The sequence below is a fragment of the Allohoeflea poritis genome (assembly GCF_027889715.1).
GTDB classification, from domain to species: domain Bacteria; phylum Pseudomonadota; class Alphaproteobacteria; order Rhizobiales; family Rhizobiaceae; genus Hoeflea_A; species Hoeflea_A poritis.
The window spans coordinates 74,500-93,184 of sequence record NZ_JAPJZH010000019.1 but is presented as its reverse complement, the minus strand read 5'-3'; the positions used below and the strand labels follow the sequence as shown (position 1 = coordinate 93,184).

At 61.8% G+C, this 18,685-nt stretch carries 14 protein-coding genes and 2 tRNA genes; 9 read left to right on the top strand and 7 right to left on the bottom strand.

Annotation, left to right across the window (positions count from 1 at the left end; translation table 11 throughout):
* Positions 1 to 86: 86 nt before the first annotated feature.
* A tRNA-Pro gene (locus tag OOZ53_RS22710) sits at positions 87 to 163 on the bottom strand.
* A 262-nt stretch (positions 164 to 425) separates the two neighbouring features.
* On the opposite strand from OOZ53_RS22710, the gene OOZ53_RS22705 reads away from it, so the two are divergent.
* Positions 426 to 1,349 carry a carbohydrate kinase family protein gene (locus OOZ53_RS22705; RefSeq protein ID WP_271092047.1) on the top strand — a complete coding sequence of 308 codons (924 nt, stop codon included), beginning with the start codon at positions 426 to 428 and terminating at the stop codon, positions 1,347 to 1,349.
* On the opposite strand, the gene OOZ53_RS22700 is transcribed toward OOZ53_RS22705, so the two are convergent.
* Together OOZ53_RS22700 and OOZ53_RS22695 are read right to left on the bottom strand one after the other, a co-directional pair.
* Positions 1,346 to 1,972, bottom strand: a complete 627-nt coding sequence (locus OOZ53_RS22700; protein ID WP_271092044.1) for a TetR/AcrR family transcriptional regulator — start codon at positions 1,970 to 1,972, stop codon at positions 1,346 to 1,348. The two genes, OOZ53_RS22705 and OOZ53_RS22700, sit on opposite strands and share 4 nt — an antisense overlap.
* Positions 1,973 to 2,012: 40 nt before the next feature.
* Complete coding sequence (locus OOZ53_RS22695; protein ID WP_271092043.1) at positions 2,013 to 3,197, bottom strand: acyl-CoA dehydrogenase family protein; 1,185 nt, start codon at positions 3,195 to 3,197, stop codon at positions 2,013 to 2,015.
* Between the two features lie 385 nt (positions 3,198 to 3,582).
* Here OOZ53_RS22695 and OOZ53_RS22690 point away from each other — a divergent pair, with 385 nt between their 5' ends.
* The 6 genes from OOZ53_RS22690 to OOZ53_RS22665 all read left to right on the top strand — a co-directional run bounded on the left by OOZ53_RS22690 (position 3,583) and on the right by OOZ53_RS22665 (position 10,476).
* A complete protein-coding gene (locus OOZ53_RS22690; protein WP_271092042.1) occupies positions 3,583 to 4,482 on the top strand; it encodes a LysR family transcriptional regulator in 900 nt (299 codons plus the stop codon).
* 258 nt (positions 4,483 to 4,740) lie between these two features.
* The gene (locus OOZ53_RS22685; protein WP_271092041.1) at positions 4,741 to 5,745 is read left to right on the top strand and encodes an ABC transporter ATP-binding protein; all 1,005 of its coding nucleotides are present in this window, start codon (positions 4,741 to 4,743) and stop codon (positions 5,743 to 5,745) included.
* Complete coding sequence (locus tag OOZ53_RS22680) at positions 5,738 to 6,775, top strand: ABC transporter ATP-binding protein (protein WP_271092040.1); 1,038 nt, start codon at positions 5,738 to 5,740, stop codon at positions 6,773 to 6,775. Before OOZ53_RS22685 ends, OOZ53_RS22680 begins: the two co-directional genes overlap by 8 nt.
* 17 nt (positions 6,776 to 6,792) lie before the next feature.
* On the top strand, positions 6,793 to 8,496 hold the full coding sequence (locus OOZ53_RS22675; protein ID WP_271092039.1) for a peptide ABC transporter substrate-binding protein: 1,704 nt from the start codon (positions 6,793 to 6,795) through the stop codon (positions 8,494 to 8,496).
* A 65-nt stretch (positions 8,497 to 8,561) separates the two neighbouring features.
* Complete coding sequence (locus tag OOZ53_RS22670; protein WP_271092038.1) at positions 8,562 to 9,566, top strand: ABC transporter permease; 1,005 nt, start codon at positions 8,562 to 8,564, stop codon at positions 9,564 to 9,566.
* On the top strand, positions 9,559 to 10,476 hold the full coding sequence (locus OOZ53_RS22665; protein WP_271092036.1) for an ABC transporter permease: 918 nt from the start codon (positions 9,559 to 9,561) through the stop codon (positions 10,474 to 10,476). Before OOZ53_RS22670 ends, OOZ53_RS22665 begins: the two co-directional genes overlap by 8 nt.
* 45 nt (positions 10,477 to 10,521) lie before the next feature.
* Here OOZ53_RS22665 and OOZ53_RS22660 read toward each other — a convergent pair.
* The 4 genes from OOZ53_RS22660 to betC form a co-directional block, all read right to left on the bottom strand.
* Positions 10,522 to 10,596 (bottom strand) — tRNA-Gln (locus OOZ53_RS22660).
* Between the two features lie 149 nt (positions 10,597 to 10,745).
* Positions 10,746 to 12,395, bottom strand: a complete 1,650-nt coding sequence (gene betA, locus OOZ53_RS22655; RefSeq protein ID WP_271092034.1) for a choline dehydrogenase — start codon at positions 12,393 to 12,395, stop codon at positions 10,746 to 10,748.
* 20 nt (positions 12,396 to 12,415) lie between these two features.
* On the bottom strand, positions 12,416 to 13,879 hold the full coding sequence (gene betB, locus OOZ53_RS22650) for a betaine-aldehyde dehydrogenase (protein WP_271092033.1): 1,464 nt from the start codon (positions 13,877 to 13,879) through the stop codon (positions 12,416 to 12,418).
* A gap of 15 nt (positions 13,880 to 13,894) precedes the next feature.
* Entirely contained in the window at positions 13,895 to 15,421 is a 1,527-nt protein-coding gene (gene betC, locus OOZ53_RS22645; RefSeq protein WP_271092032.1) for a choline-sulfatase, read from the bottom strand.
* A 369-nt stretch (positions 15,422 to 15,790) separates the two neighbouring features.
* On the opposite strand from betC, the gene OOZ53_RS22640 reads away from it, so the two are divergent.
* Positions 15,791 to 17,218 carry an aldehyde dehydrogenase family protein gene (locus OOZ53_RS22640; protein ID WP_271092031.1) on the top strand — a complete coding sequence of 476 codons (1,428 nt, stop codon included), beginning with the start codon at positions 15,791 to 15,793 and terminating at the stop codon, positions 17,216 to 17,218.
* Positions 17,219 to 17,427: 209 nt separating this feature from the next.
* Complete coding sequence (locus tag OOZ53_RS22635) at positions 17,428 to 18,594, top strand: acetyl-CoA acetyltransferase (RefSeq protein ID WP_271092030.1); 1,167 nt, start codon at positions 17,428 to 17,430, stop codon at positions 18,592 to 18,594.
* Positions 18,595 to 18,685: the final 91 nt, after the last annotated feature.

Sequence of the window (18,685 nt, the reverse complement as noted above, 5' to 3'; positions counted from 1 at the left end):
ATCGACAACCCGTTCGGCACGAGGTTGTAACCCATGTCTCCGGTACAAACCGTTACCTATGTCTCCGGGTCGGACATTGAAGAAACTGGTCGGAGTGAGAGGATTCGAACCTCCGACCCCCTCGTCCCGAACGAGGTGCGCTACCAGGCTGCGCTACACTCCGACTTGCCGTGGCTTGCTGCCGCCGGCGCGCGCTGTAGGTAATGCGGAAACCGGCCGCCGTCAAGGAAATATTCCATTGCCCCGGGCGCTCTGTTTCTGAGCGGGCAGGGCGTCGTGCGAATGCGCGATGTGCACCCTGAATTGCCTTCGGCAGGCAGTTGTAATCGATTTAAATTGGGCTATGGTGCCGCCGGCTTCGGCCGGCCGGAAACGGGATGCGGCACGCACAACTTGACCGGCGCGTAAGGGACAAGGGGAAGCACATGATTATCTGCTGCGGCGAGGCGCTCATCGACATGCTGCCGCGCAAATTGCCCGACGGTGAGGGCGCTCTTTTGCCCGTTGCCGGCGGCGCGGTGTTCAACACGGCGATCGCGCTCGGTCGGCTCGGAGCAGATGCCGGATTTTTCTCCGGCCTTTCCACCGACATGTTCGGCCGCCAGCTCGAGGAGACGCTGGAGAAGTCCGGCGTCGATTATTCCTTCTGCGTGCGCTCGGGGCGGCCGACGACCCTGGCCTTTGTCGAATTGACCGACGGCCATGCCAAATACACCTTCTATGATGAGGAAACGGCGGGCCGCATGCTGACGCCGGACGCGCTGCCGGAACTGGACGAACGCGTCGAGGCATTGCATTTCGGCGCGATCAGCCTGATCCCCGAGCCCTGCGGCTCGTCCTATGAGGCCCTGCTTGCCCGGGAGGCAGACCGCCGGGTTATCTCGCTCGATCCCAATATCCGCGCCAATTTCATTTCCGACGCCGAGGCCCACCGCCGCCGCATCGCACGCATGATCGCCGAAAGCGACATCGTCAAGGTTTCCGACGAGGATCTCGCCTGGCTGGAGCCGGGCAGGGCGGCGGACGCGGTCAAGGCCGACTGGCTGTCAAAGGGCGTATCGATCATCGTCGAAACCATGGGCGCTGATGGCGCGGTGGCCACGACAGCGTGCGGCAACGTCTCGGTGGCAGCAAAGCCGGTAAGTGTGATCGACACGGTTGGCGCAGGCGACAGTTTCGATGCAGGCCTGCTGGCCGGACTCAAGAATGCCGGCTGTCTGACAAAAACCGCGCTGCGGTCGATCGAGAAGGACAATCTTGAAGCGGCGCTGAACTTGGCGGTGTCGGTGGCCGCCGTCACGGTCTCGCGGGCCGGCGCAAATCCGCCGTGGAAAGATGAGCTCAGTTAACCGGCCTGGCCGGGAATCTCTGCGCCCAGAATCAGCCGCTCCACTGTCGCGGCGAAGGTTTCGGCGCTGTCGCGCTCCGGATCGAACCACTCAAGCGACCAGTTGAGGGCGCCGAGCACCGCGAGGCGAAGATAACGCGCGTCATCCTCGTTGCGCCGTGGCCCCAGCAAATCGTCGATCAGGCCCGTCCAGATGTCCTCATAGTCCCTGCGGACCGCTCGAAGCTGCGCCTGTACGTTTGCCGGCGTGTAGGGAAAGCAGCGAATATGTGCGGAGGTGTAGCCGCTGTCGTTCAGGATGGCGTCGAGATGGGCGCGAATGGCGATCGAGACGCGCTGCGAAGGGGAAGCCCCGCCGCCGGCATCGTCAAGCCGCGCCGAAACGGCCTCGGCGACGCCTTTGACCCCGATACCGAGCACCTCGGTGGCAAGCTGCTCCTTCGATGCGAAATGATAGTAGAGGCTGCCGGCCTTCATGCCGACCTCATTGGCAAGTTCGCGCAGCGACGTGTCGCCATAGCCGTTCTTCAGAAACAGCCGCGCGGCGGCGTCAAGGATTTCCCGGCGTGATGCCGACCCGCGGTTCGCCGCCTCCGTGTCCCGGATCTTTTGTTGCGTCGGCATGCGGTCTCCTCTCGCTGGTCTCGCTGGCCTGGCGCTCTGCTTACAGCCGTTTGGCGATTTCCTCCAGCATCACCTCCGTCGCGCCGCCGCCGATCGCCTGCACCCGCGCATCGCGGGCCATGCGCTCGATCGCCATGCCGCGCATATAGCCGGCCCCGCCGTGGAACTGCAGGCAGTCATACATCACGTCATTGACCAGTTCCCCGCACAGGGCCTTGACCATCGAAACCTCGCGGATCACGTCCTCGCCGGCGGCATCGCGCTCCGCGGTTGCATAGACCAGTTGCCTTGCGGCCTCGGTCCGCGCGGCCAGCATCGAGAGCCGTTGCCGGATGGCCTGCTTGTCCCACAGGGCGCGCCCGAAGGCTTTTCTCGTGCGCACATAGTCCAGCGTCAGATCGAGCGCCGCCTGGGATTCGCCTACCGCCATGGCGCCGATGACCAGCCGTTCGTTCTGGAAGTTCTTCATGATGGCGTAAAATCCGTGGCCTTCCTCGCCAAGCACATTGTCCGCCGGCACCCGGCAATCCTCGAACAGCAGTTCCGCCGTATCGGAAGAACGCCAGCCATGCTTGTCCAGCGCACGGACGACGGAAAATCCGGGCGTTCCCTTCTCAACCAGGAACATCGTTACATTGCGGCTCGGCCTTTCGTCCTCGCCGGTCTTGGCCGCGATACAGTAAAGATCCGCATGCACGCCGTTGGTGATGAACATTTTTGAGCCGTTGAGGATGAAATCATTGCCGTCGCGCTGCGCCGTTGTGCGGATCGATTTCACGTCCGAGCCGGCCTCCGGTTCGGTCACGCCGACGGCCGTTATAAGTTCGCCTGAAATGATACCCGGAAGATATGCCGCTTTCTGTGCTGGAGAGCCGCCGTTGAATATATGCACCGAAGCCATGTCCGTGTGCACGAGCGCGGTGATCGCCACGCCGGAATAGGTGGATTTGCCCAGCTCCTCGGCCAGCACGACGGTCGCCAGCGTGTCCAGATCGGAGCCGCCGAAGGCCTGCGGGTAGCGAATGCCGAAAAAGCCGAGTTCGCCCATCTTGCGCAGCACGTCGCGGGGCACCATGCCGTCCTCTTCCCAGGCATCGGCATGGGGTTTGATCTCCTCCTCCAAGAAGCGCCGCACTTGGTCGCGCAGCATGTCGTGTTCCTCGCGGAACGGACCGGTTCGAGGCGAGGGGAGCGGGTTGATGGTAAGGTCTGCGGGCGCGGGCATGGCGGTGTCCCCATCGACGGGCCGCCGGCGGCTTGAGCGAATTCAAGCGGTCCGGGCGACGCGAACTAACAATTGTTAGTTAGACTATTGGGAGGGCCCGCAGGTGTCAAAGCGGCGGACCGGGCTGGGCCGTGGGAGGGGCAACCCGATCCGCCGCCGATGGGCATTGTCAGATCCGCAGGCCCGACTGGTGCTTGATCCAGCGGCGCAGGGTCCTGAATGCCGTTGCGACAGCTTCCTTGCGCTCAAAGCGAGCGCGCATTTCGTACTGGTCACCGGTATGCAACATGGTCTGTCCCTTTCGTTCGTTGACGGGACTATCGCACTTCCTGATTATTTGTATAATCGGCTTAATTTCGACATAACTATCCAAAGATTTGGGAAAATGAGGCTCGACGATCTGAGGTTCTTTGTCCGTGTTGCCGATCTCGGCAGCATCTCCGAAGCCGGCCGCGAGTTCGGCCTGTCGCCGTCTGCGGCAAGCGCCCGGCTGGCCACGCTGGAGAAGGCGGCCGGCGCGCAACTGATGGCCCGAACAACCCGGCAACTGTCCCTGACAGAACCCGGTCGCCTGCTGCTCGCGCACGGCAGGACGGCGCTGGATGAGCTCGATACGGCCTTCGATCTTCTCGATGCCAGCGCCTCCAAGCCGCGCGGCCAGTTGCGCATATCGAGCAATACTTTCTTCGGTCGCAAGCACATCCTGCCTTACCTGAACGAATTCATGGAGCAGTATCCCGACATTCATATCGAGATGAGTTTCACCGACCGGATCGTCGACATTGTCGGGGAGGGGTTCGACCTGGCGTTTCGCGGTGCGCCGCTGCCCGATTCAAGCCTGATGGCGCGAAAGCTTGGCGGCAACCGCCGGGTCCTTTGCGCTTCGCCCGACTATATCGAACGGCGCGGCGCGCCGACGACGCCCGCCGATCTCGATCATCATGCCTGTATCGGCATGAGCACGTTGCCGGTCTGGTATTTCGACGGTCCGAAAGGAGAGGTTGCCTGCACCATAACGCCGGCGATTAGCGGCGATAGCGGCGACTTTGCCTATGATGCGGCCCTTTGCGGCCTGGGCCTGTCCGTCAAATCGGTCGCCCATGTCTGGGAGGATCTGCGCGAGGGCCGTCTGGTCTCGGTCATGCAGGATTATCCGGTCGCCCGAAGCGGCAATTTCTGGGCCGTCTATCCTCCCGCGCAGTCGACGCCGCCCAAGATCGCCGTGCTGATCGACTTCCTGCTGTCGAGATATGGCAGGCCCCCCTATTGGGAAAGGGATTCGTAGATCGCGGGTCCTCCGTTCGGCCGGAAGCAGGCGACCTGATCAGTTCTGGGAGCAGGGTTTAGAGTTTGCATCAATTTGTATCGGCAACGCGCTGTATCGAATCGCTAAACCTGCGTCGCACCCAAAAATTCGGTGCCCGAAAAAAGTATCGGACAGGCCGCAACTTCAATTTGCAATTGTTGTTTCAAATTGCCATTCTGCCCCACGATCGGTTCTGCATGGGGTTGAGCATGGGTGGCGACGCGTACGGGGTGCCGGATGTCTGAAAACGGAGCGGCCGTTCTTGACGTCAAGGATCTGAGGACCGTTTTCGAAACCGGCCAGGGCGCAATCCATGCCGTGAACTCCGTCAGCTTCGATCTCAAACCCGGCGAGCTTCTCGGCGTCGTCGGCGAAAGCGGATCGGGAAAATCGGTCACCATGATGTCCCTGATCGGCCTGCTTGGCACGACCGCCGCGATCGTCGAGGGAGCCCACGTCAATTTCGACGGAATGGACCTGCTCAAGGTCAGCGAGGACGATCTGAGGGCGGTGCGCGGCGCCGGCATCGGTTTCGTCTTCCAGGACCCCATGACCTCGCTCAATCCGGTTTTCACGGTCGGTTTCCAGCTCATGGAGCCGCTGCGCAATCACATGGGCATGAGCAAGGCCGCGGCGCGAAGTCGCGCCGTCGAACTGCTGGAGCTTGTCGGCATCGCCGATGCGGAGAAGCGGCTTTCCGACTATCCGCACCAGTTCTCCGGCGGCATGCGCCAGCGTGTCATGATCGCCATGGCGCTGTCCTGCGATCCCAAGGTGCTGATCGCCGACGAGCCGACGACGGCGCTGGATGTGACAATCCAGGCTCAGATCCTCGAACTGATGAAGGAGCTGCGCCGCAAGCTCGGCATGGCCATTGTCTGGATCACCCATGATCTTGGCGTCATTGCCGGCATCGCCGACCGGGTGATGGTGATGTATGGCGGCCAGATCGTCGAACTGGCGCCGGTCATCCAGTTGTTCGAGAACCCGCAGCATCCCTACACAAGGGCGTTGCTGCAGACGGTTCCAAGCGTACGCGGCAGCCGCACCGAACGGCTGCGTGTGATCGAGGGCCAGCCGCCGATCCTGTTTTCGCCGCCGCAGAAATGCTCCTACAGCGCGCGCTGCAACCACGCATTCGACAGGTGTCTGTCCGCCGATCCGAAACGCATCCGCATCGCGGACGGCCACGATGTCGCCTGTTTCTGGGACCCGGAAACAGGAGGTCCGCGCGATGAGTGACACGGGCGGACAGCCGCTGGTTCAGGTCCGCGGGCTGAAGATGCATTTCCCAATCTATGCGGGGATCTTCCGTCGCCATGTGGGTGACATCAAGGCAGTGGACGACATCTCGCTCGATATCAATGAGAGCGAGACCCTTGGTCTCGTCGGGGAATCCGGCTGCGGCAAGTCGACGGCCGGCCGTGCCGTGCTTCGCCTCTACGACATTACCGACGGATCGATCACGGTCGACGGCACCGATATCAGCGATGTCGACAAGGAGAAGCTGCGCCATCTTCGCCCCAAGATGCAGATGATCTTCCAGGACCCGCAGGCAAGCCTCAATCCGCGCATGACGGTCGCCGGCATCATCGGCGAGCCGCTTGTCGAGCATATGTCCTTGTCGCGCAGCGAAAGGCTCGAGCGGGTCTACCAGCTGATGGACGCGGTTGGCCTCAACCGCTCCTTCGCCGACCGTTACCCGCATGAATTCTCCGGCGGTCAGCGCCAGCGCATCGGCATTGCGCGCGCGCTGGCGCTGAATCCCAAATTTATCGTCTGCGACGAGCCGATTGCCGCGCTGGACGTGTCCATTCAGGCGCAGGTCGTCAATCTTCTGGAAGATCTGCAGGAGCAGTTCGGGCTGACCTATCTCTTCATCAGCCACGACCTTTCAATGGTCCGCCACATCGCCGATCGGGTCGCCGTCATGTATCTCGGCAAGATCGTGGAACTGGCGCCGCGCGACGATCTCTACGAAAGGCCGCTGCATCCTTATACGCAGGCCCTGCTTTCGGCGGTGCCGGAACCCGATCCGGTGCGTGAGGCCGAGCGCAAACACATTATTCTGACCGGCGACGTGCCGTCGCCCTCGAACGCACCGATCGGCTGCAATTTTTGCACCCGCTGCCCGAGGGCCGAGCAGATCTGCCGGGAGATCGAACCGGAATTCCGGCAGGTGGAGAAGGGTCACTATACGGCCTGCCATTTTGTCGGAGATACAGAGATAAAGACCGCGGAACCAACCGCCGGCGAACGAGTTAAACCATGAGTGCAAGGGGAAGAAAAATGAGACTTAGAACTTTATTGCTTGGCGCGGCCGCCGCGGTGGCAATCACGCCGGCGGCGCTTGCAGAGCGCGGCTCCGACGGCGAGGTCAAAATCATCTACTGGCAGGCGCCGTCGACGATGAATCCATATCTTTCGGGCGGAACGAAGGAACTTGAGGCCGCGTCGCTGGTCGTCGAGCCACTGGCCCGGTACGACCAGGATGGCAACATGGTGCCGTGGCTGGCCGAATCCGTACCCACGGTCGACAATGGCGGTGTTTCCTCGGACCTCACGACCATTACCTGGAAGCTTAGGGAAGGCCTGCTTTGGTCGGACGGAAGCCCGGTCACGTCCGCGGACGTCGTCTTTACGTGGAAATACTGCGCCGATCCGGCCGGCGGATGCGCCCAGAGCGAGAAATACAACGATGTGACCGACGTCAAGGCGGTCGATGACTTGACCGTCACCGTGACCTTCGGCGTTCCGAAACCGTTTCCCTATGGTCCTTTCGTCGGCGCACAGGCGCCCATAATCCAGGCTGCGCAGTTCGCCGATTGCCTCGGCGCCAAGGCTCCGGAATGCACCGATGCCAATTTCGGACCCATCGGAACGGGCCCGTTCCAAGTCACCGATTTCCGTCCCAACGACGTGATCTCGCTTGAAGCCAATCCGAACTATCGCGATCCGGCAAAACCGGCCTTCGCGACGGTCACCTTCAAGGGTGGCGGCGATACCGCGTCCGCGGGGCGTTCGGTGCTTGAAACAGGCGAGTTCGACTACGCCTGGAACATGCAGCTGGCGCCGGACGTCCTCGGCGCAATGGAATCGGCAGGCAAGGGAACCGTCGTTTCGGCCTTCGGCACGCTGGTCGAGCGCATCATGATCAACCTGACAAACCCGGATCCGGCGCTGGGCGACGAGCGGTCCACCAAGGCGCATCCGCATCCGTTCCTTTCGGATCCGGCCGTGCGCCAGGCATTGTCCATGGCGATTGACCGGGCATTGCTCGTGGAAATCGGTTACGGCAGCGCCGGCCGCCCGAGCTGCAACGTGCTTCCGGCTCCGGAGATCTACAAGTCAACGGCCAATGACGGCTGCCTTGTCCAGGATATCGAGGGTGCCAAGGCGCTGCTCGATGGTGCAGGCTGGGTTCCGGGCGCCGATGGTATCCGCGCCAAGGACGGTGTTCGCCTGTCGATCCTCTACCAGACCTCGACCAATGCCGTGCGTCAGGACTTCCAGGCCCTGATCAAGCAGTGGTGGTCTGACATCGGTGTCGAGACCGAATTGCGCAATATCGATGCATCGGTGTTCTTCGGCGGCGATCCGGGAAGCCCCGACACGTTCCAGAAGTTCTATGCGGACGTCGAGATGTACGCCAACAACTTCGATGGAACCGATCCGGAAGCCTACATGGCCAACTGGGAGTGCAAGCAGGCTCCGACTCCGGAAACCCAGTGGCAGGGCAACAACATGCCGCGCTATTGCAGCGAGGAATACGATGCCCTGGTCGCCAAGATGGCCCAGACCGGCAAGCTCGAGGACCGGGCCACGCTCGCAAAGGCGATGAACGACAAGCTGATGCAGGAATACATCATTCTGCCGCTCGTCGACCGCGGCCGTGTTTCGGCGCACTCCAACACGCTCGGCGGCGTCATCATGAACGTCTGGGATTCCGAGCTGTGGAATGCCGCTGACTGGTATCGCACTAAGACCCAGTAATGGCCTGACGCCGCCCCGGATTTTTCGGGGCGGCCTTCGGCCTGCCTATCTGAGAATTTGCTGCGATGCTGAATTATACCATTCGCCGGCTGTTGCTGGCGATACCGACGCTGATCGCGATCAGTCTGATCATATTTCTGCTGCTTGATCTGGCGCCGAGCGATCCGACCGCCAACCTGCCGCTGACCATTCCGCCTGAAGTTCGCGAAAAAATCAGGCAGTCGCTGGGTTTGGGCGATCCGATCTACATTCGCTATCTTTTGTGGTGCAAGCAGTTCTTCATCAACGAACCGCTCAATATTCTCGAGCAATGGCTCGGATGGGGAGAGGGAGACCGCCTGCGCGTCCTGAGCTGGCAGACGCGTTCGCCGGTCGTCGACCTTATCGTCGAGCGCACGCCGCAGACCCTTTGGGTGGTCGGCATGTCCTATGTCGTCGGTGTCGCCATCGCCTTGCCCATCGGCATTATCTCGGCCTATCGCCAGTATAGCTGGTTCGACCAGATCGGAACCTTCGTTTCCATGGTCGGCTTTTCCGTGCCGACCTTTTTTACCGGCGTTCTGGTCATCGTCATCTTCTCCGTCTGGCTTGGCTGGTTCCCGTCCATCTACGACACCACCCACGAGGTAACGGATTGGGAGAGCTTCCTCTTCCAGGTCCGCCAGATGATCATGCCGGTCGCGGTTCTGGCGCTGTTCAACGCGGCGCAGATCAGCCGTTTCATGCGCGCCTCGATGCTCGACAATCTCAACCAGGACTATGTGCGCACCGCGCGCGCCAAGGGGCTCCGCGAGCGCACCGTGGTGCTGATCCACGTCCTGCGCAACTCGCTCATTCCCGTCGTCACGGTCATCGCGCTCGGCGTGCCGCAGATTTTCGGCGGCGCCATCATCACCGAACAGGTCTTCAAGGTGAACGGTCTCGGCCAGTTGCTGATCATCTCCATCCAGGGCGGCGACCTGCCGACCGTGCAGACGCTGACCTTCATTTTCGCCGTGCTCATAATTGTGTTCAATCTCGTTGCCGATGTGCTCTACGGCATTTTGGACCCAAGGATCCGCTATGACTGAAGTGACACCCGATTCACTCGCCGCGGCGCGTCCGCCGCAGTCGCAATGGCGCAATGTCTGGGACCAGTTCAAGACCCACCGCGGCGCGGTTTGGGGCATGGGCTTCTTCATCTTTGTCGTGCTGGCGGTGACGCTTGGACCCTATATCTGGACCATCGATGCCCAGTATATCGATATCAGGGCGCGCAATTCCGGGCCGACCCTTGCCCATCCGCTCGGCACCGACCAGCTCGGCCGCGACACGCTGGCCCGTGTCCTCATGGGCGGGCAGGTGTCCATGGCAGTCGGGATCACGGCAATGCTGCTTGCGTTGGTGCTCGGTGCCGCGATCGGCGTTGTGGCCGGCTATTTCAAGCGCCTCGACGGACCGCTGATGCGGCTGACCGACCTTTTCCTGGCGCTGCCGCTGCTGCCGCTGCTTCTCGTCATCATCATGCTGTTCCGCGACACGCTACGTGCGGCTTTCGGCCCCGAGACGGGGATCTTCATGCTGATCGTGTTTGTTATCGGCATCACTTCCTGGATGCAGACGGCGCGTATCGTTCGCGGCGATGTGCTGGCGCTGAAGGAGTGCGAATTCGTCATTGCGTCACGATCCATCGGCACGCCGTCGCGGCGCATGATCCTGCGCCATATCCTGCCCAATGTGCTTTCGCCGATCACCGTCTCCGCGACACTCGGTATTGCCAACGCGATCATCACCGAATCGGCGCTGTCCTTCCTGGGGCTCGGTTTTCCGTCGGATTTTCCGACCTGGGGACGGTTGCTGTTCGATTCGACCGACTATCTGCAGCAATATCCCGAACGGGTTCTGTGGCCGGGCCTGGCGATCTCGCTCACCGTGCTGAGCGTAAACTATATCGGCGATGGTCTGCGCGATGCGCTCGATCCCAGAATCAGGGGGCGCTGAGGTAACTTCGCCTGGAATTTGTGTAGTAGCCGCAAGTAAGCAGAATGGCTGGGGCGGCTGGATTCGAACCAGCGCATGGCGGTACCAAAAACCGCTGCCTTACCGCTTGGCTACGCCCCAACACTGCACCGCGAGCACTGTCGCGGCCGGTCCCTGCACTTAACATTTCCAGACGGAAATTCAAGCACCTGACCTGTAATTTTGGCCGCCGGCCAAATCTCGCTCCCACACGGAACGGAAGCATGATTGCGGCTATGCAGCCGGCATCGCTACCGGTCCGAAATCTCCCAGTTCGGATTGATCCAGGGCTGGAGATTTGAGCGGGGCAGGGGCTGTACGTCGAGGATGTGGTCGGAGGCCTTTTCGCCGACCATGATCGACGGTGCGTTGAGATTGCCGTTGGTAATCGTCGGAAACACCGACGAATCCGCAACGCGCAACCGGTCGACCCCGATCACCCGGCATTGCGGATCGACCACGCTCATCGGATCGTCCGCACGGCCCATCCGGCAGGTGCCGCAGGGGTGGTAGGCGCTTTCCACATGCTCCGTGATGAACGCGTCAAGTTCCTCGTCCGACTGCGCGGTGACGCCGGGGGAGATCTCGCGGCCGCGATAGGCATCGAAGGCCGGCTGCTTGAAGATTTCCCGCGTCAGCCGGATGCAGTGACGGAAATCCTCCCAGTCGGACGGATCGCTCATATAGTTGAAGCGTATAACGGGCGCCGCCGCCGGATCGGCGGACCGCAGCGTGACATTGCCTCTGGATTTCGAACGCATCGGCCCGACATGGGCCTGGAAACCGTGCGCCTTTGCCGGCGCTGTGCCGTCATAGCGGATGGCAACGGGCAGGAAGTGATACTGGATATCGGGATATTTGACCCCCGGGCGGGACCTCAGGAACGCCGCCGCCTCGAAATGGTTTGACGCGCCAATCCCGGATTTGAAGAACAGCCATTCGGCGCCGATCAGCCCTTTTGAGATCAGGTTCATTTTCGAATAGAGCGTGATCGGCTGGGTGCATTCCTGCTGAACGTAAAGCTCCAGGTGATCCTGCAGGTTGGTGCCGACGCCCGGCCGATCCGCGACCACGTCGATGCCCATCGAGCGCAGGTGCTCACCGGGGCCAATGCCTGACAGCATCAACAGCTTGGGCGAATTGAACGCCGATGCGGCGACGATGACTTCCCGGGACGCCTCTATCGTTTCGGTTTTGCCGCCACGCTGAATTTCGACGCCTGTCGCCATCCCGTCCTCGATGACGATCCGTCGTGCAAGCGCCCTGACAAGCTGCAGGTTCGGGCGCTTCAGTGCCGGCTTCAAATAGGCGTTCGCCGCCGACCACCGCTTGCCCTGATGGATGGTCTGCTCCATCGGGCCGAAGCCTTCCTGCTTCTCGCCATTATAGTCCTCCGTCAGCTCGAAGCCGGCTTGCGCGCCTGCTTCGATGAACGCCTGGAAAAGCGGATTGAGCCGCTCGCCGCGTCTGACGTGCAGCGGTCCCGAATGGCCGCGCCAGCCATTCTGCCCGCCATGCGAGGTCTCCATTTTCTGGTAATAGGGAAGCACATCCGCATAGGACCAGCCGTCCGCACCCTCAGCCTCCCATGTGTCGAAATCCTCAGCGTGACCGCGCACATAGACCATGCCATTGATCGAGGACGATCCGCCGATCACCTTGCCACGCGGCGCAGCCAGGCGGCGTCCGCCCAGATGCGGCTCGGGTTCCGTCTGATAACCCCAGTCGTAGACACCCATATTCATGGGGTATGAGAGGGCGGCCGGCATCTGGATGAAGGGTCCGACATCGGAGCCGCCATATTCGATGACGATGACTGAATGCCTGCCGTCCTCGGACAGCCGGTTGGCCATGGCCGAACCGGCCGATCCGGAACCGATGATAACAAAATCCGCTTGCATGCTCAGTTTCTTCCCGCCGATCAGTAGGGGCTGTCGACCGGCCCGGAAGCCACGTAGACACTCTTGATCTGGCTGTAATATTCGATGGCCGCGCGCGAGTTCTCGCGGCCGACGCCCGAACGCTTGTAGCCGCCGAACGGCGCTTCCACGGGCGCCAGATTGTAAGTGTTGATCCAGCAGCTTCCCGCCTTGATATCGGCGATCACCCGGTGGCCGCGCGCAAGATTGCTGGTAAAGACGCCGGCCGACAGGCCGAACTCCGTATCGTTGGCGCGCGCGATCACCTCGTCTTCCTCGTCGAAGGCAAGCACGCTCATCACCGGGCCGAAGATCTCCTCGCGCGCTATGCGCATATCGTCCGACACGTCGGCAAAAACCGTGGGCTCGATGAAGAAGCCGTCTTCCATGCCCTGCAAGGTGAGGCGGTTTCCGCCGGTCGCCAGGCGCGCGCCCTCCGCCTTGCCGATCTCGATATAGTCCATCACCTTGTCGCGTTGCGCGGCGCTGACGAGCGGCCCCATCTGCGTTGCCTCATCCTGGGGATCGCCGATGCTGATCGTCTCGGTGCGTCCGATCAGCTTTTCCATGAATGTATCCATGCATTTTCGCTGCACGAAGACGCGGGTACCGTTGGAGCAGACCTGGCCGCTCGAATAGAAATTGCCGAGCAGCGCACCGCCAACCGCATCGTCCATATTCGCGTCATCGAAGACGATCAGTGGCGACTTGCCGCCGAGTTCCATGGTGACATGGCGGATGCCGGCGCCAGCGGCGGCCATCACTTTCTGGCCGGTCGGCACGGAGCCGGTCAGCGAAACCTTGTCGACCTGCGCATGTGTGCTCAGCGCCGCGCCGACATCGCCATAGCCCTGGACGACGTTGTAGACGCCGGCGGGAAGGCCTGCCTCCAGGAGAATTTCGGCGATCTCGAGGGCGCAGAGCGGTGTCGTTTCCGACGGCTTGAAGATCATGGAATTGCCGCAGGCCAGTGCCGGCGCTCCCTTCCAGCAGGCGATCTGCGTCGGATAGTTCCAGGCGCCGAGGCCGACGCACACGCCAAGCGGTTCGCGCCGCGTGTAGACGAAGTCGCCGCCGAGGTCGATATATTCCCCGTTGATGGTCGCCGCCAGGCCGCCGAAATATTCCAGCGCGTCGGCGCCGGACGTGGCATCCACCGCCAGCGTTTCCTGCAGCGGCTTCCCGGTATCGTAGGTTTCGAGTTCCGAAAGCGGCCGGTTGCGATCGCGGATAATGTCGGCGGCGCGGCGCAGGATGCGGCCCCGCTCTGTTCCGGTCATCTTCGCCCAGATCTTCTGCCCATCGACAGCGGCGCTGACCGCCTGCTCAATGATTGCCGGTGTTGCCGAATGCAGCTTCGCGATCACCTCGCCGGTTGCCGGATAGACGCATTCGATGACCGCGCCGTCCGTGTCTTCGACAAAGGCGCCGTTGATGAAGTGCGATGCTTCGGGTTGTGCTTTCATGACTGCCTGCTCGCTCTATTCGCCGCGGGGAAAGCGCTGGCTTTCCTCCAGGTCGTTGAGATCCATGTGATTGCGCATGTACCGTTCAGATGCCTTCTGCAGCGGCTGGTAGTCCCACGGATAGTAGGCGCCGTTGCGCAGCGCCTCGTAGACCACCCAGCGCCGTGCCTGGCTTTCGCGCACGGCCGCATCGAAGTGCTCCATGTTCCATCGGGCCATGGCCTGTGCCCTGAAGTCCTCCAGAACATTTGCATGCGCGGGGTCTGGGGCCAGGTTGTGCAACTCGCCCGGATCGGCTTCCAGATCGAACAGTTGCGGCGGGTCGAGCTCGCAATGGACGAACTTGAAACGATCCTTGCGTATGCACACCAGCGGCGCATAGGAGCCCTCTGCGGCATATTCCATAAGGACCGGCGCGCTGCGCGCTCCGCCGGCAATCAGCGGCAGGAGGCTCTCGCCATCGGTCCAGGGCCGGACCGCTTCGAGATCGGCGCCCGCCAGATCTGCCAGGGTTGGAACGACATCGAGATTGGACACCGGGTCGTCGATCAGGGCCGGATTGATGCCGGGGCCGGAAATCATCAGCGGTACGCGCGACGAACCCTCGAAGAAGCTCATTTTGAACCAAAGGCCGCGCTCGCCCAGCATGTCGCCATGGTCGGAGCAGAACATCACGACGGTGTCGTCGAGCATGCGCGTGGCCTCCAGCGCGCCGATCAGCTCGCCCACCTTGTCGTCCAGATAGGAGATGTTGGCGAAATAGCCGCGCCGCGCGCGCCGCACGTCTTCAGGCTTGATGTCGAAGCTCTCGTAGTCGTTGGCCAGGTAGAGCCGCTGCGAGTGCGGGTCCTGCTCGCCATAGGGAATTGCGCCCACGGCCGGTTCCAGATGCGGGCAATCCTCGTAGAGATCCCAGTATTTGCGCCGCGCGACATAAGGATCATGCGGATGGGTGAATGAGACGGTCAGGCACCAGGGGCGGGCGGTTGGGTCGTCCGACCTCCGCGCCAGTTGATGAAGCTTCTGCATTCCGAAGAAGGCGACTTCGTCATCATACTCCATCTGGTTGCTGATCTCGGCGATGCCTGCGCCGGTGACCGAGCCCAGATTGTGATACCACCAGTCAATGCGCTCGCCGGGCTTTCGATAGTCGGGCGTCCAACCGAAATCGGCAGGGTAGATGTCGGTCGTCAGCCGTTCCTCAAAACCGTGCAACTGGTCCGGGCCGACAAAGTGCATCTTGCCCGACAGACAGGTGTGATAGCCGTTGCGGCGCAGATGGTGGGCGAATGTCGGAATGTCGGAAGCGAACTCCGCCGCATTGTCATAGACGCGGGTGCGGCTTGGCAACTGCCCGGACATGAAGGACGCCCGGCCCGGCGCGCAAAGCGGGGAGGCGGTGTAGTTGTTGGAAAACCTTGCGGAGCGCGCCGCGAGCGCATCGAGATGCGGTGTGTGCAGCCAATCGGCGGGACCGTCCGGAAACAGCGTGCCGTTGAGCTGGTCGACCATGATGATCAGAATGTTCGGCCTGTCGCGCATTTCGATTCCCCTTGCATCGGAGTCCGGTTGGGCGGTCCGGGCATATGCCCGAATGCTTGCTGCCGGGCCGGTGAAGCTCCGGATTGCCGGCGCGGCCAATTGTCACCAGAACATCCGCTCCAGGACCGGTTTTATTTTTAATTGGTCGTTCATTCAATAAAAAACATCAGCCGCTTCCATGAAAATGCAGCAGGCTGTTCTGCTTAGGCGTTGTGTGCTGCAGCCATTTCACACGAATGAGAAGTCACAGCCGGAGAATCAAAAAAACTTTGGTCAACCGGAAAATGGGTGCTGTTTATTTGATTGCTTTTGGCGTCAGACGCGCTAAGCCTTGGCGCAGAATTGAAAGGACCGCAGGAGAAGCGAGCCATGCTGAGGAAAACGGAATTCTATATCGACGGCGAATGGGTCGAGCCGGCCCGGCCGAATGAATGCGAGGTGATCAATCCGGCCACCGAGGAGGCCTGCGCGGTGATCTCTCTCGGGTCGGAAGAGGACGTCGACCGCGCTGCCGCTGCCGCCAGGAGGGCGTTCGAAAGCTTCAGCAAAACGTCCGTGAAGGAGCGGATCGCACTGATCGAAAAGCTGCTCGAGATCATGCATGAGCGCAATGAGGACATGGCGCAGGCAGTGTCCGCGGAAATGGGCGCGCCCATCAAGCTGGCGCGGGGCGGGCAGGCCGGATCCGGCCCGTTCCACGTGGAGGGGTTCCTCAAGGCGCTTTCAGAATATCATTTCGAGGAAGATCTCAACAATGAGGGCGAGCATATCGTTCATGAGCCGATCGGTGTCTGCGGGCTGATCACGCCGTGGAACTGGCCGGTCAATCAGATTGCGCTCAAGGTCGTGCCGGCCCTGGCCGTCGGATGCACCTGCGTTTTGAAGCCGAGCGAAATCGCGCCATTGTCGGCGATCGTCTTTGCCGAGATGATCGACCAGGCAGGCTTTCCGAAAGGCGTGTTCAATCTTGTCAACGGCGAGGGCGCTGTCGTCGGCGAGGCGATGTCCCGTCACCCGGACATTGACATGATGTCCTTTACCGGTTCGACACGCGCCGGCGCGGCCGTGTCGCGGGCCGCCGCCGAAACGGTCAAGCGGGTAACACTCGAACTCGGCGGCAAATCGCCGAATATCGTCTTTGAGGACGCTGATCTCGACAAGGCCATCAAGTCCGGCGTCTTTAGTTGCATGAACAATACCGGCCAGTCCTGCAACGCGCCGACCCGCATGCTGGTCCAGCGTTCTGTCTATGATGATGCCGTCAGGCTTGCGGGCGAATATGCCGGTATGGTCGAGGTCGGCGATCCGGCCGAGGAGGGCCGCCATATCGGCCCGCTGGTTTCGGAAGCCCAGTTCAACAAGGTCCAGGGGCTCATCAACGCCGCCATCGACGAAGGCGCGCGCCTGGTTGCCGGCGGTCCCGGCCGTCCCGATGGTCTCAATCGCGGCTATTTTGCCAGGCCGACCGTGTTCGCCGATGTCGATAACGAGATGACCATCGCCCGCGAAGAGGTGTTCGGGCCTGTGCTCGCCATGATCCCCTTCGATACCGAGGAGGAGGCGATCACCATCGCCAATGACACGCCTTACGGGCTTGCCGCCTATGTGCAGACCGCCGATCAGGCCAAGGCGCGGCGCGTGGCCCGGCAGTTGCGGGCCGGCATGGTGCAGATCAATGGTGCCCAGCGTCCCGCGGGCAGCCCCTTCGGCGGCTACAAGCAGTCCGGCAATGGCCGGGAAGGCGGCCGCTGGGGTCTCGAGGACTTCCTGGAAGTGAAGGCGATCAGCGGCTACTAAGCCGCTGCCTGCCATCGCGCAACCGGCCGATGTGCACTGCAACAATTGAGTTGCAATCCGCCCTTGATATTGTTAAGCCTTGAACAATATGGGTCGTCAGGACCGCTGACGGCCCATTGAGTTTGAAGCGGCCGCCCGGATGCATCATGATGGGCGCAAACGGATCAATCACCCGGCCTGCGAGCCGGGTATCAGGCGGAGATGGCGACATGACAGCGAGCATTACTGGATGGGCACATTCGAAATTCGGAAAACTGGAAGGCGAGACGGTTGAGAGCCTGATTGTCGGCGTTGCCTCAAACGCCATTGAACATGCCGGTCTCGAAGCAGGCGACATCGACGAAATCGTGCTTGGCCATTTCAATGCCGGCTTCAGCCAGCAGGATTTCACCGCAAGCCTCGTTCTGCAGGCGGATGATCGTCTGCGGTTCAAACCGACCACCCGCGTCGAGAACGCCTGCGCGACGGGATCGGCGGCCATTCATCAGGGCATGAAAAGCATCAAGGCGGGCGGCGCCCGCAATGTTCTTGTCGTTGGCGTGGAGCAGATGACGACGACACCGGGCCGGCAGATCGGCGAGAACCTGAAAAAGGCATCCTACCTGCCGGAAGACGCCGATATCCCGGCCGGGTTCGCCGGCGTTTTCGGCCAGATCGCCCACGCCTATTTCCAACGCCATGGCGATCAGTCGGACGCGTTGGCGATGTTGGCCGCCAAGAACCACAAGAACGGCGTCAGCAACCCTTACGCCCAGATGCGCAAGGACCTCGGATACGAGTTCTGCCGCAATGAAAGCGAAAAGAATCCCTTTGTCGCCGGTCCCCTGAAACGAACGGACTGTTCGCTGGTCTCCGATGGCGCCGCTGCAATTGTCCTGACGGAGCTTGAAGCCTCGATGCAGGCGCCGCGCGCCGTCATGTTCCGCGCCGCCGAGCACGTCCAGGATTTCCTGCCCATGTCGAAGCGCGACATCCTTCTTTTCGAGGGCTGCGAAGAGGGCTGGAAGCGCGCCTTCAAGAACGCCGGCGTCGGCCTGGACGATCTCTCCTTCGTCGAAACCCATGACTGCTTCACCATCGCCGAGCTGATCGAATATGAGGCGATGGGCCTTGCCAAACGCGGCGAGGGCGGCGCACTCGCCATGTCCGGCGAAACCGCCAAGGACGGCCGTCTGCCGGTCAATCCGTCGGGCGGCCTCAAGGCCAAGGGCCATCCGATCGGCGCCACCGGTGTTTCCATGCATGCCTTGACGGCGATGCAGCTTTGCGGCGAGGCCGGCGACATTCAGGTCGACGGCGCGACCCTTGGCGGCATCTTCAACATGGGCGGCGCAGCCGTCGCCAATTATGTTTCGATCATGGAACGGGTCCGCTAGCGCGGACCCGCCTCCTGCCAATTCTTTAACCAGACACGCTCTAACCGCTCGCTGCGGCACCCAAGCCTGTGGTAACGAATACGCATAACGA